At 68.6% G+C, this 13,460-nt stretch carries 11 protein-coding genes and 1 pseudogene; 4 read left to right on the top strand and 8 right to left on the bottom strand.

Annotated elements, in window-relative coordinates:
* Positions 1-731 precede the first annotated feature (731 nt).
* On the top strand, positions 732-1,934 hold the full coding sequence (locus tag AC0QTQ_RS10430; RefSeq protein WP_480256514.1) for a M24 family metallopeptidase: 1,203 nt from the start codon (positions 732-734) through the stop codon (positions 1,932-1,934).
* A gap of 227 nt (positions 1,935-2,161) precedes the next feature.
* Here AC0QTQ_RS10430 and AC0QTQ_RS10425 read toward each other — a convergent pair.
* Both AC0QTQ_RS10425 and AC0QTQ_RS10420 read right to left on the bottom strand, forming a co-directional pair.
* A pseudogene (locus AC0QTQ_RS10425) lies at positions 2,162-2,350 on the bottom strand (IS3 family transposase); the annotation flags it as partial.
* 378 nt (positions 2,351-2,728) lie between these two features.
* A complete protein-coding gene (locus tag AC0QTQ_RS10420; protein ID WP_480256513.1) occupies positions 2,729-4,483 on the bottom strand; it encodes a bifunctional helix-turn-helix transcriptional regulator/alpha/beta hydrolase in 1,755 nt (584 codons plus the stop codon).
* A gap of 141 nt (positions 4,484-4,624) precedes the next feature.
* Here AC0QTQ_RS10420 and AC0QTQ_RS10415 point away from each other — a divergent pair, with 141 nt between their 5' ends.
* Genes AC0QTQ_RS10415 through AC0QTQ_RS10405 form a run of 3 tightly spaced genes read left to right on the top strand, consistent with a single transcriptional unit; the run spans position 4,625 to position 7,691 of the window.
* Positions 4,625-6,157, top strand: a complete 1,533-nt coding sequence (locus AC0QTQ_RS10415; protein ID WP_480256512.1) for a PAN domain-containing protein — start codon at positions 4,625-4,627, stop codon at positions 6,155-6,157.
* 5 nt (positions 6,158-6,162) lie between these two features.
* The gene (locus tag AC0QTQ_RS10410; RefSeq protein ID WP_480256511.1) at positions 6,163-6,870 is read left to right on the top strand and encodes a hypothetical protein; all 708 of its coding nucleotides are present in this window, start codon (positions 6,163-6,165) and stop codon (positions 6,868-6,870) included.
* Entirely contained in the window at positions 6,867-7,691 is an 825-nt protein-coding gene (locus AC0QTQ_RS10405) for a hypothetical protein (RefSeq protein WP_480256510.1), read from the top strand. Before AC0QTQ_RS10410 ends, AC0QTQ_RS10405 begins: the two co-directional genes overlap by 4 nt.
* Positions 7,692-7,729: 38 nt before the next feature.
* Here AC0QTQ_RS10405 and AC0QTQ_RS10400 read toward each other — a convergent pair whose 3' ends face one another.
* From AC0QTQ_RS10400 to msuE, 6 genes are all read right to left on the bottom strand, one after another.
* A complete protein-coding gene (locus AC0QTQ_RS10400) occupies positions 7,730-8,500 on the bottom strand; it encodes an ABC transporter ATP-binding protein (RefSeq protein WP_480256509.1) in 771 nt (256 codons plus the stop codon).
* 13 nt (positions 8,501-8,513) lie between these two features.
* A complete protein-coding gene (locus tag AC0QTQ_RS10395; RefSeq protein WP_480256508.1) occupies positions 8,514-9,494 on the bottom strand; it encodes an ABC transporter substrate-binding protein in 981 nt (326 codons plus the stop codon).
* 31 nt (positions 9,495-9,525) lie between these two features.
* Positions 9,526-10,368, bottom strand: coding sequence for an ABC transporter permease (locus AC0QTQ_RS10390; RefSeq protein WP_480256507.1), 843 nt, complete (start codon positions 10,366-10,368; stop codon positions 9,526-9,528).
* A gap of 13 nt (positions 10,369-10,381) precedes the next feature.
* Positions 10,382-11,749 (bottom strand): LLM class flavin-dependent oxidoreductase, encoded by a 1,368-nt coding sequence (locus AC0QTQ_RS10385; protein WP_480256506.1) that lies wholly within the window; start codon positions 11,747-11,749, stop codon positions 10,382-10,384.
* A gap of 30 nt (positions 11,750-11,779) precedes the next feature.
* On the bottom strand, positions 11,780-12,676 hold the full coding sequence (locus AC0QTQ_RS10380) for a TauD/TfdA dioxygenase family protein (RefSeq protein ID WP_480256505.1): 897 nt from the start codon (positions 12,674-12,676) through the stop codon (positions 11,780-11,782).
* Between the two features lie 113 nt (positions 12,677-12,789).
* Positions 12,790-13,356, bottom strand: coding sequence for an FMN reductase (gene msuE / locus AC0QTQ_RS10375; protein ID WP_480256504.1), 567 nt, complete (start codon positions 13,354-13,356; stop codon positions 12,790-12,792).
* Between the last annotated feature and the right edge of the window lie 104 nt (positions 13,357-13,460).

Genomic DNA, 13,460 nt, shown 5'->3' with positions numbered 1-13,460 from the left:
CCTGCCCAAGCACGGGAACGGCAGATGCCCTGGTGCAGGCCGGTCTGCCAGCTGGGGCCTTCATGCTGACGCGTCATCGCCTCTTAGGGCGGCCTTTCTCATTCTGTCAGGCCAATGCGTTGCGGTCATCAGCCTGAGCCTGATTGCGGCCTTCAAAACCATGCTCATTACGACGGCTATCGCGATCTTCTTCATCGAACCGTTGCTGTTGACGCGTCTTGCAGGGGTTCTGCTCGGAGAAAAACCCGGACCGCATCGCTATGCTGCGATCGGAATCGGAATGTCTGGTGTTCCTTTGATCCTGCTGCCAAATTTTGCGACCTCCGGTCCAGCAGTCTTCCCGCCAGTTGCGGCCGCAGTCCCCTATGCCCTGAACATGATCATCGCACGTCGGGCGACGTGGATTGCCTGCGCACTAACGTTCCAACTCGGGGCCGCTGCCGACGTGTGCATCACGCGCTGCGACCGCTAAAGGGGGAGTACTGCATGCGAATATTTTCATCACCCTGACGAGAACCGGACCTAAAGCCTCTGAAATTGCAGGTCTGGGCATTCAGGGCTTGTCCGGCGTTTTGTTTACGGCAATGATCGGCACAGGGCAGGCGATGGCGTCGCCAGCGCGGGTATCGCGCGCCCTGTCACCCATCCTGAACGCCGGGGTCTTGCTTTTCCGTTATCGCGGGAGGGGAGGGCTCTCCTTCCAGCGACACGCTTCGAGAAGGAATGTTCCGATGGACCGTCCCGAATTCTACCGTTTCCACCAAGGCAACCGCGTCTTGCCATTTGAGGCCGCCGAATATGATCAGCGTCTGGCAGGTCTGCGGACCCGCATGACGGAGGCGGGGGTAGAAGCCTGCGTTTTCACCTCCATGCACAACATCGCCTACTATTCGGGTTTCCTCTACTGCTCGTTCGGCCGACCTTACGGCCTTGTCGTGACCCAGACTGACAGCGTCACGATCAGTGCAGGCATCGACGCGGCGCAGCCATGGCGACGCTGTCACGGCGACAACATCACCTACACCGACTGGCAGAGGAACAACTACTGGCGCGCTATCCTCAGCGTCACCGGCACCGGTCAGGTGATCGGCTATGAGGGCGACCACATCTCCCTGGCGCAAAAGGCGTTGCTGGACGAATTCCTGAAGCCTTCCGCGACCAGGGACATTGCCCCTGCCACGATGCATCAGCGGATGCACAAATCCGAAGCCGAACTGGTGATGATCCGACATGGAGCCAACGTGGCGGACGTCGGAGGGTACGCGATCCGGGAGGCGATCCGGGAAGGCGCACGCGAGATCGACGTGGCGATGGCCGGGCGCGACGCAATGGAACTGGAAATTGCCAAGCGCTTTCCGCGGGCTGAGTACCGCGACACTTGGGTCTGGTTCCAATCCGGCATCAACACGGATGGCGCGCATAATCCGGTCACCGCACGACAGTTGCAGCGAGGAGATATCCTTTCTCTGAATGCCTTCCCGATGATTTCGGGCTACTACACCGCACTTGAGCGCACCTTGTTCGTGGGCGAGGTCGATGAAGCGTCCCGGCTGGTTTGGGAGGCAAATGTGGATGCCCACGAATACGGGATGAGCCTCTTAAAGCCGGGGGTCAGCTGTGCGGAGGTCACGGATAAGATCAATGCCTTCTTTGCCGAGCGTGATCTGCTGCAATACCGCACCTTCGGATATGGTCACTCCTTCGGCGTGCTGTCGCATTACTACGGTCGGGAGGCAGGTCTTGAACTGCGTGAAGATATCGACACAGTGCTGGAGCCCGGAATGGTGATCAGCATGGAGCCGATGCTGACGATACCGGAGGGCCAACCTGGCGCGGGCGGCTATCGTGAGCACGACATCCTGATCATTACCGATGATGGCAACGAGAACATCACCGGCTATCCCTACGGGCCGGAGTTCAACGTGGTCGGCTGAACGTAAGTCGCACAGCCCGACACAGTCAGGCTGTGCGACAAAACGTAGGCCAGGGCGGCAGGCCAGCGCCTTGCATAGCTTCGAAAATCGTCTCGCGATGACGGCGCATAGCTGCGAAAGCCTCACTCTCAGAGCCGCGTGAAATATTGGCGACAATTTCTGCATGTTGCCCAGAGAGCAGACTTGCACAGGCCGAGCTGGGCTGCTGCCGGTTTGGTGGACCTAGGTTAAGTTTGCATAGCTCGGGGCTCGAATGCCATAGGGCTTAGATCGCCGGGTTCGGAATGGCGCCGCCACGGATTGTAGACGCGCTCGATATAATTGAACACGTCGGCGCGGGCGGCATCGCGGGTGCGGTAAACCTTGCGTGCCGTCCGTTCGGTCTTCAGCGATGAGAAGAAGCTTTCCATCGCGGACCTCGCCATGGGCCTCGGACCAGTGGCGTTCCCATGGCTCGATCCCAGACATTTCCGGCCCGGCTCGGAGAAACGATGTCGAAAGACGGGTCTTCGATGTCGGCAGAACGGTATTCTGGATATCAGGCGGAAACCCAATACACGGATTATACGCAATATAATTCTGCGTCAGAGCGGCCTTTGGATGTCGAGCAACAAATGGGGGCTGGCTGCATCTCCCGGGCATCCCGGGGGGCGGATCGGTGACAGCCCGGCGCTTTTGGCCTTTCGCCACAGATCCAGGCCCGCCAGACCATGGACACGGTCCCGGCGGACGGAGCGCCGGACTCAAGTCGCGACCATCGCAAGGCCTGTCGTCATGAGGCCCGGTTGCCCCCCTCAGCCCGGCAGGCGGGGGCTGCACAGGGCCTCGATCTGCTCGAGCACGATCCCGGTCCGCTGATAGAGAAGCAGCTCGCCCGCCTGTTCGACCGGCACCAGCCGGGCATGCGGATTGCGGCTGTGCAGCCGGGCGAATTGCACCGCGTCGAAGACCCCGTCCTCGGTCGGGGCCAGCCAGACGAGGGGCACTTCAAGCGCCTCGATCGCGCGATCGACATCGGCTCGCGCCAGATGCAGGTCGCGCACGAAGGTGCCCGGCCCCTGTGCCAGCATATGGGCGCAGGCGTTGCGGATGAAGGGCGTCAGGTTCGGCTCGGCATAGGTGGCGATGTCGCGCGGGCGGGTGCGATAGGCGCGCTCGAGATACCAGTCGACGCCGTGCTGGCGGATCATCCGGAAGGCCTGTTTCGCCATCATTTCGACCAGCCAGGGCAGGATCCCCGCAAGCCGCATCATCGCCTGCTGCGCCGGCTGCAAGCGCTTGATCCCGCTGCGGTCGAGCGCCCCGGTATAGCCCACCGCAAGCAGCCCGTGGAACCGCCCCGGATTGGCCCTCGCCTCGGCCAGAAGCGGCACGAGCCCGTTCGACAGCCCGATGCCGAGACAGGGGCCCTCGATCACCGCGTCAAGGAAGGCGCGCAGCGCCGCGAGATTGTCGTCTAGCGGGCTCAGCGCCGGGTCGAGGCTCGAATTGCCGTAGCCGGGGCGGGAGAGCGCATAGACCTTGATGCCGGCCTGGCGCAGCCGCTCCTCGCTTTCCGGGGGCAGCAGGTAGCACATCGGAAAGCCGCGCAGCAGCACCGCCGGCCGGCCCTCGGGATCGCCCATCCAGGTCCAGGCGATCACCCGCCCGTCCGGCAGCGTCATCTGCTGCTCGCGCCCGAGCGGATCGCGCCAGGCGGCGCTCTGACTGCGCTGGTCGTTCAGCGCGCGGCTTGCCGTCATCGCCAGAAGCCGCATCAGATCGACCTGCGAGGGGGTTTCGGCCTTGGCCATCACCGCCTTGAGCTGGGTGCGCGCGGTCAGCAGCGAGACGCCGCGCGCCGCGGCCACCGCAGCCACATCGCGCAGGGCGAAATAGAGGCGCGCGACCTCGAGTTCCGCCGACGACAGGCCAAAGGCCTGCGACAGCATCTCGGCCGCGCGCGGGCTCCATTCGATCTCGAGCGAGCGGATCACCAGAAAGGCCTTGTCCTGCGGCGCGGGCAGGAAATAGGCCTCGCACAGGATCGGCACGGGCGGGCCCTCCTGCGCCTGCGGCAGAAGCCGCAAGATCGCCTGGGCGTGATTGGCGCGCGCATTCGCCGCCCGCAGCAGCGCGCGGAAATCGGCGGCCGAGCGCGGGTCGATGCAATCGGGGTCGAGGAACGCGCCCTGTCGCGCCGCCATCAGCCGCACGCCCTCGGTGTTGATCGTGGCGATCCGGCCCTCGGGCGAGAGCACCAGCGCCGGTCCCGGCACGTCCTGCACCGCACGCACCAGCGGATCGTCGACCACCGGCAGATCGAGCGCCTCGAGCGTGCGCTGCGCCAGCGCCAGCTGCGCGAGCAGCGGCAGTGCGATCTGCGCCGCCGCGTGGGTGTCATCGCCGATCCGGTCGAGTTTGGCCTGCCAGCTCGCGATCATCGCCTCGAAGGCGTCCTGGTCGAGGATCGCGCGGAAGGTGTTCGAGATGATGTCGAGGTCGGTGCTCGCATCGATCGGGGCGCTGTCGGCGGGGGGCTCGGCGGGGGTATCGGCGGGATTCGGCATGACACACTCGTCGCTGGCTCGGATCGCAAGATCATACACCAAATGGCGTATGCGCGCGCCCCGTGAAGTCCCTAGCACGGGACCAGTGTCGCGTTGCTTGGGAGATCTGCGGTGAGGGCTTGGATCATCAGGGGGGGTTTGGTGGGGGCGCTCGGCCTCGGATCCGTGGTTTCCGCGGCGCTGGCCGAGGAGCCGGCGCGCACGATCATCGTGATGGATGGCTCGGGTTCGATGTGGGGGCAGATCGACGGGCGGCCGAAGCTCGAGATCGCGCGCGAGGCGGTGGCGCGGGTGGTGGCCGAACTGCCGGCCGGGCAGGCGCTCGGGCTGATCGCCTATGGCCACCGGAGCAAGGGCGACTGCAGCGATATCGAAACGCTGGTGGCGCCGCGCGTGGGCAGCGGGTCCGAGGTCTCGGCCGCGGTCGGGTCGATGCGGTTCCTTGGCAAGACGCCGCTGTCGGACGCGGTCCTGCGCGCCGCCGAAACGCTGCGCTATACCGAGACCGCGGCCAATGTCGTGCTGGTGACCGACGGGCTTGAAACCTGCGGTGGCGATCCCTGTGCGCTTGGCGCCGCGCTCGAGGCGGCCGGCGCCAATTTCACCGCGCATGTGGTGGGATTCGGCCTGAGCGCCGCCGAGGGGGCCGAGGTCGCCTGCCTCGCCGAGGCCACCGGCGGGCGCTATCTCGAGGCGCATGACGCCGCAAGCCTCGGTGCGGCGCTGGCCGAGACCGTGGTGGCCCCGGCGCCGGCGCCCGCGCCGGCCGCGCCCGCGGTGCCGGGCGTGATGCTGTTCGCCGAACCCGGGTTCACGGGCGAGAGCTATTTCCTCGACCGTGACACCGCCGATTTCACCCGCGTCCTGCGCCCCGACGGGCAAAGCCTGAACGACTGGGCCCGGAGCGCGCGGGTGGTGGGCGAATGGGAGCTGTGCCAGGACATCTATTTCCTCGGCGGCTGCCAGCGGATCGCCGGCGAGGTGCCCGACCTGGGCGGGATCGGCCTGTCGTCGAGTGCGTTGCGCGCGGTCGGAACGACCGCGGCGCCACTCTGGGGCGCGCAGGACGCAATCGACATGCCGGGCGGGGATTATGCCTCCTTCGGCTTCGATGCGCCGGGGGCGGTGTGGTCCGATTGCGCCGCGGTCTGCGCGGCCGATGATCCTTGCGCCGCCTGGACCTTCGTGCGGCCGCAGGATGGCGGGCTCGGCGCCTGCTATCTCAAGGACAGCGCGCCCGGGCCGGTGCCGGGCGCGTGCTGCGTCTCGGGGCTCAAATCGGCGATGACGGCCGCGGCCGAACCCGCCGTCACGCTGCAGCTCGAGCCCGCCACCGGTGGTCACGCCATCGCCATCTCCTGGTCCGCCGTGCCCGCCCCGGGTCAGGACGTGCCGCCCGAGGCCTGGGCGCTGCCGGAGGCGGTCACCGGCCCGGTCGCGGCCGAGTTCCTGCCCGGCGTCTATGATGTCCGCGGCGAGGGGGGCGACACCGTCTTTGCCGCGCGCATCACCGTGACCGGGGCGGCCGGGCAGCGCTTCGTGATTCCGGTCGATGCTGCCGCAAGCCCGGCCGGCCCCGACGCGACGCTTCCCGAGCGGCTGCGCGGCAAGGCCATCGACCTTGGCGGACGCAGCGCCGCCGAGGTCCTCGACGCGCTGTTCAAGCAGGAGTGAGACCCGTGAACCGACCCCGTTCTTCCGGCCTGCCGCTCCTGACGCTGGCCTTGACCCTGCTGTTCGCCCCGGCCGCCCGTGCCGCCGACAAGGTGACGATTGCCAGCTGTGACGCGGGGGGCTGCCGCTGCCGGCTTGCCGCGGTCGATGCCGCCGAGGCGGCGCTGACCGCCGGCATCGCGCCGCCGCCGGGCCTCGGCGCGACGCTGGTCGAGGCCAATGGCACCCTTGCCTGGAGCCTGCTGAGCCCCGACGAGATCGACACCGTGATGGGCGGCGACGGCAAATGCGAGCTTGAGATGTTCGACGAGATGGTGCCCGAGGACGGGATCTGGCGCGAGGGGCCGGTGACGGTCGAAAGCGTGCAATGCGGTCTCGGCACGGCGATGTTCACCTCCCGCCTCGCCAGTCAGCCCCGGCATACGATGCGGATCACCTGGGGCGGGGTGTTCGACGGCGCGCGCTATCAGGCCGCGGCGATGGCGGCCGCGCCGGACCCGGAGTATTCGCCCCATGCCTTCCGCCAGATCTCGCCGCGCCAGAGCATCGGCACCGCCGAGGTCGCGGACGAGGGCGGTGCGCTGCAGTCCGTCGGCCAGCTGGACCTGCTCGATCCGCGGCGGTTCCGGATGACCTGGAGGGTCACCGCCCGCACCGAGGGCGGGCCGTGCAACTGGACCATCTCCTTCCCCGTCGAATGGGTGCAGCCATGATCCGTTATCCGCTCCTGCTGCTTGCGCTGCTCTTGCCCGGTGCGCTTCGGGCCGAGCAGGGCGTCACGCTGGTGCGCTGTGCGCCCGGTGGCTGCAGCTGTGCGCCAAGCGGGCTGACGCCCGAACAGGTGGCGGCGAAGATCGGCGTTGCCGCGCCCGAAGACGGCCCCGAGGCGGTGCTGCTTGAGCTTGACGGCGCGCTGAGCTGGAGCCCGGCGACGCCGCAGCGCCTCGACCTCGAGATGGGGGGAGACGGCATCTGCCAGCCCGACCGCGAGCTGTTGCTGCGCGGCGCGGCGTCCGCGGTGCCCGGAAACGCCGCGCCCGCCGCCGCGGGGCCGCAGCCGGACGCGGCGGCGCCGGCCCGCACCGCGATCGACCCGGCGATCGGCGCCTGCCCGATGACGCCGCTCGATGGCACCTGGCAACCCGCCCTGGTCGAGGACAGCCAGGAGGACTGCCCGCAGGAGATGCGCGCGCTGCTCGGCCCGATGATGGCGCCCTCGCTGGCGCCGCGCGCCATCGCCTGGGGCGGTGCCTTCGACCCGGAACGCCTGTCGATCGGCGCCTCGGGGATCCGCTGGACGCAGATCGGCCCGTGCAATTACATCGGCCGGGTGCGGGTGCCGGGCGCGGCGGCGCTGAAGGCCAAGATCGACTATCAGGCCAATCTGGTCTCGCCACGCCAGGCGGCAGCCACGCTGCGCGTCGATATCGGCATGGACGCGGGCGACGCCACGACGCAGACGATCCTGGCGCAGGCGGGCCTTGCGGCCTGTGCGGCGCGGCTGCGCTTCGAGGTGCGGCGGATTTCGGACTGACGCGCGGGGCGGGAGGGGCCCGCCCCGCGCCGCCGCGGTCAGTGCAGCCCGAACTCGGCCATCAGCTGCTGGCGGAAGCGCACGAAGCGCGGTGTGCTGCGGTCGCGCGGCCGCGGCAGGTCGATGTCGATCAGCCGCGGCGGGGTGCCCTTGTCCTTCGACAGCACGAGGACGCGGTCGGCCAGGAAGATCGCCTCCTCGAGATCATGGGTCACCAGCACCATGGTCACCCCTTCCTCGGCCCAGATCCGGCACAGCTCCTGCTGCATCGTCATCTTGGTCATCGCGTCAAGCGCACCGAGAGGCTCGTCGAGCAGCAGGATCTCGGGCTGCACCGTCAGCGCCCGGGCAATGCCGACGCGCTGCGCCATGCCGCCCGAGAGCTGGTGCGGCCAGGCGGTCTCGAACTCGGACAGGCCGACAAGGCGCAGGTAGTGGCGAGCCTGGCTCTCGGCCTCGGGGCGGGGCGTGCCCTGCACCTCGAGCCCGAAGGCGACATTGCCGAGAACGGTCAGCCAGGGCAGCAGCCGCGGCTCCTGAAAGATCACCGCGCGCTCCTTGCCCAGACCGTGGACCGGGGCGCCGTCGATCAGCACCGCGCCGCGGTCGGGCTCCTCGAGCCCGGCGAGGATGCGCAGCAGCGTGGTCTTGCCCGACCCGCTCGCCCCGACGATGGCAAGGCTTTCGCCGGCGGCGATGTCGAGATCGAGGTTCTTCAGCACCCGCAGCGGGCCGCCGTGCAGCTGGAAGGACTTGGAAAGGTCACGGATCGTGACCTCGCCGCGGATCGTCTGGGGATAGATCGACATGCGCCGGCTCCCCTCAGTTCGACACCGGGCTGTCGCCCGACACCAGCAGCACGTCCGATGCGGCGAGCTGGCCCTTGGCGAGCTTGCCCTCGCGGACGAGGACATCGATCCAGAACTGCACGTCGCGATCCACCGCGAGCCCGCCCGGACGCACGCCGAAGCCGGCGAAGTACTGCGCCACCTCGGGGTTCTCGCCACGCGCCGCGAGGATCCGGGCGATGGCCTTGCGGGTCTCCTCGGGGTGTTCGCGGGCGTAATCCAGCGCGCGCGCCGATTGCCGCACGAAGACCTGCGCCGCCTCGGGATGCGCCGTCACCCAGTCCCGGCGCAGCACGACGAAGCCGCCGGCGATCTCGCCCAGAACGTCGGTGTCATCGAAGACGGTGCGCAGACCGCCATGGGCCCGGGCCGCGCCCTCGAAGGTGGTCTGCCAGTAGCCGAAGGCCGAGACGTCGACCTGGCCCGAGCGCAGGACCTGCTCGAGCTGCGGGCCGGGCACGACGACGAGGTTCACCGCGTTTTCGGGCAGGCCCGCGGCATGCAGTGCCTCGCGCACGGTATAGTCGAGATGGGCGCCGAGCGTGTTCACCGCGATCGTCTTGCCGACCAGATCGCTGATCTCGTGGATCGGGCTGTCCGCGAGCACCTCGAATTTCGACTGCACCGCGTCATTGATGCCGTTGCTCGGATAGGCGGCGACGAAGTCATTGCCGCTGGCGATCGCGTTGATCACCGCCGAGGTCGCGGCCGAGCCGATGTCGACACTGCCCGAGGCGAGGGCGAAGAGCGACTCGGGGCCGCCGCTGACGAAGCCGGTGGTCTCGACCGCGACGCCGGTGCCGTCGAAATAGCCGAGTTCCCGGGCGAGTTCATGCGCCGCGACGCTGCCGTGATTGGCAAGGTAGCGCAGCGTGACCTCTTCGGCGCGGCCAGCGCCGGCGAGGGCGATCAGCGCAAAGGCGGCGCCGATCAGGGGTTTGAAAGCGTGGGTCATGTGATGTCCGGTCCTGGTATGGGGGAAGGGGTCAGAGTTCGGGGGCGGTCCAACGGCACAGCCGGCGCTGCAGCACGACCAGCAGGCCGTTCGCGGCAAGGCCGAGCGCGGCCAGAAGGAAGATCGCGGCGAACATCAGCGGGATCTGGAAGTTGTACTGGGCGTTCATCACCTGAAAGCCGATGCCCTTGTTGGCGCCGATCATCTCGGCAGCGATCAGCAGAAGCAGCGCGGTGGTCGCCGACAGCCGCAGGCCGACGAAGATCGGCGGCACCGAGGCGGGCAGGATCACCCTGCGGAAGATCGTCGTGCGCGTGGCACCGAAGCTGCGCGCCATCTCGATCAGCCGCGCGTCGACCTGCTTCACCCCGCCGGTGGTGGCGAGCAGGATCGGGAACAGCGTCGCCCAGAAGATCACGAAGACCTTCGAGGTCTCGCCCAGCCCGAGCAGGAGGATGAAGACCGGGTAGAGCGCGAGCGCCGAGGTCTGCCGGAACAGCTGCAGGATCGGATCGAGCGCGCGCTCGACCGCGCGGATCTGCCCCATGAAGAGCCCGAGCGGGATGCCGAGGGCCACCGCCGCGCCGAAGGCGATCCCGGCGCGCTGCAGCGAGATCGCGATGTCGTCGAGAAGCGCGCCCGAGCCGATCCCGGTCCAGAGCGCGCGCGCGACCCGGTCGAGCGGCGGGAACACCGCCGGGTTCAGCCAGCCCGCGGTGCTGGCGATCTGCCATCCCGCGAAGAAGGCGAGCAGGAGCCCGTAATCGGCCGCGGCCCGGCCGAGGCGGGGCCGCAGCCCCTGCCAGAGCCCCGTGCGCGCCCCCCATCCCGGGCGGCGCGGGCCGGAGTCGGTTTCGGTGAGGTCATAGGTCATCGCCGTCCTCCGCTCATTCGGCCGCCTGCGCGGCGCCGAGGCTGACCGCGTGGCGATGCGTGGGGAAGGGCAGGCCGAGGTTCTCGCGCAGCGTCGTGCCCTCGTAGGCGGTGCGGAACAGGCCGCGGCGCTGCAACTCGGGGATCACCAGCTCGACGAAATCGTCGAGGGCGGTCGGGAACCACGGTGGCAGGATGTTGAAGCCGTCGGCCGCCTCGCTCTCGAACCATTCCTGCAGCGTGTCGGCGATCTGTTCGGCGGTGCCGATGACGGTGTAATGCCCGCGCGCCGAGGCCACCCATTGATAGAGCTGGCGGATGGTGAAGCCGTTCTCGTCGGCAATCTGCCGGATCAGCGCCTGGCGCGACTTCATCCCCTCGGTCGGCGGGGCGGGCGGCAGCGGGCCGTCAAGGTCATAGCCGCGCAGGTCGAGCGTGCCGCCGGTCAGACCGTTCAGCAGCGTGATGCCGTCCTCCTCGAGGATGTAGGAGGTCAGGCGCTCGTATTTCTCGCGCGCCTCCGCCTCGGTGCGGCCGACGAAGGGCGAGACGCCGGGCATGATCAGGACGTGATCGGGGTTGCGCCCGTTCGCCGCCGCGCGGGCCTTGATGTCGCGGTAGAACTCCTGCGCGGTCTCGAGGTGCTGATGCGCGGTGAAGATCACCTCGGCGGTCGCCGCGGCCAGCGCGCGGCCGTCGTCGGACTGGCCGGCCTGCACGATGACCGGATGGCCCTGCGGCGAGCGCGGCACGTTGAGCGGCCCCTTCACCTTGAAATGCTCGCCCACGTGATCGGCAGGGTGCACCTTGGCCGGGTCGAAGAACACGCCGCTCTCCTTGTCGCGCAGGAAGGCGTCATCCTCGAAGCTTTCCCACAGCTTCTTCACCACCTCGACATGCTCCTGTGCGCGGCGGTAGCGCGTCGCGTGCGGAAGCTGCTGATCGAGGTTGAAGTTCTGCGCCGCGGCCTCGGTCGCGGTGGTCACCACGTTCCAGCCCGCACGCCCGCCCGAGATCAGGTCGAGCGAGGCGAACTTGCGCGCGGTGGTGTAGGGCTCTTCATAGGTGGTCGAGGCGGTGGCGATGAAACCGAGGTGACGGGTCAGCGGCGCAAGCGCCGAGAACAGCGTCACCGGCTCGAACCCCGCAACCTTGGCATTGCCGCCCTCGGTGCCGCCGGCAAAGGAAACGGCGAGCCCGTCGGCGAGGAAATAGGCGTCGAAGAGCCCGCGCTCGGCGGTCTGGGCCAGCGCCTTGTGGACCTCGAAGCTGGTGGCGCCATCGGCCGGATGGTCGGGGTGGCGCCAGGCGGCAACGTGCTGGCCGCCGCCGGGAAGGAAGGCGCCAAGCCTGATCTGGCGGGGTTTGTTTTGCTGGGTCATGGGTCTGTTTCCTGTTCTGTCTGGATGGGGTCAGGCGATCGCGGTGCTCTTGCGGCCGTCGACGCCGATGGGAATGTCACCGTCGACGGTGACCCGGCGCATGACGCGCGGCGCCGTGCCGTAGTCGTCGAGGGCGAGATGCTGGGTTGCACGGTTGTCCCAGATCGCCACGTCGCCGGCCTGCCAGCGCCAGCGCACGGTGTTCTCGGGCGCGGTGATGAAGCCCTGGAAGAGGTCATGGAACTGCCGGGTATCGGCGCGCGACAGGCCCGAGATCCGCTGCACGAAGCTGCCCAGAAGAAGGGTCTTCTCGCCGGTCTCCGGATGCACGCGCACCACCGGGTGCTCGGTCTGGACGGTCGTCGCGACAAAGCGCGCGGCGGAATGCGCCGCTTCGGCGCCGGTCGCCTCCGGCCGCTGCGCGGCATGGTCGCAGACATTGCTGTGCACCGCCCGCAGGGCCTCGGCGAGGCGCTTCAGCGCCGGCGGCAGGGCGTTGTAGGCGGCGGCGGTGTTTGCCCAGATCGTGTCGCCGCCGGTGGCCGGGATCACCACGCCGCGCAGCACCGAATATTTCGGATAGGCGGGCACGAAGCTCACGTCGGTGTGCCACTGATCGGCGCGCCCGCCCTGCACGAAGTCGACCTCGCGCAGGGCCGAGGCCGCGTCGGTGCCGCACGGGGTCGGATGCGGGTGGAGGTCGCCCAGCCGTTGCGCAAAGGCGTGCTGGGCGGCCTCGTCGAGATGCTCCTGATTGCGGAAGAACACGACCTTGTGGCGCGCGATCAGCGTCTTGAGCTCGGCGATCACGGCGGCGGGCAGGTCCCCCGACAGACGGAGACCGCGGATCTCGGTGCCGATAACCGGCGTGAGCGGCAGGATCTCGAGGACCGGGGTTCCGGGCGGGATGGTCTTGTGCTGGGTCATGGGCGGGGTCTCCTTTCTGCTGGGGGCGACGGGCATGGCTCCGCCGCGGCCGGACCGGGCGGTTCGGCGGGTGCGGGGGCGGGAACGGGAAGGCGCGGGGGAGGGCTGCCGGATCAGGCGGCGTGGGCGGAAAGCGCGGCGGCGCGGCGGGCGGCGGTGTCGATCGCGGCGGCAAGCTGGGCCGCCGCGGCGTCAAGCCGCGCGATCAGCGCCGGGGCGGTCGGCACCCCGTCGGTGAATTCTGCCGCCGCGGCATAGACCCCGGTGGCGACGACCGCCGCCTCGAAGAAGCCGAAGAGCGGGCGCAGCTGATGCTCGATGACCAGCGCGTGGCGCTGGCCGCCGCCGGTCGCGGTCAGCAGCACCGGCTTGCCGCGCAACGCTTCCGGCTCGATCAGGTCGAAGAGGTGCTTGAAGAGGCCGGTATAGCTGCCCTTGAAGACCGGGCTGCCGACCACGAGCGCGTCGGCGCCGATCAGACGGTCGACCGCGCTGCGGGCCTCGGGGGCGAGGTCGTCGAGGTGGCGCGCGGTGCCGAGGCTGGGCCCGAGATCCGTCAGGTCGATGACGGCGCTTGCCCGCCCGGCGTGAACGGCGCTGTGCCGCGCCGCCAGATCCACCAGCGCCCTGGTGCGGGAGGGGGTGCTGAGACTCCCCGCAAAGCCAATGATCTCGCTCATTTCGACTCCTACACGATTAAATCCATCGTGATTTAAATGTATACTGTCCGAGCCTGTCGCTCCATTCCAAAGATTGGCGGTGAAAGAGGTGAAACCACGCGTCG

The sequence above is a fragment of the Paenirhodobacter sp. YD-8 genome (assembly GCF_056590935.1).
Note: the sequence above shows the minus strand (reverse complement) of the source record. Positions and strands in the feature narration are given on the sequence as shown.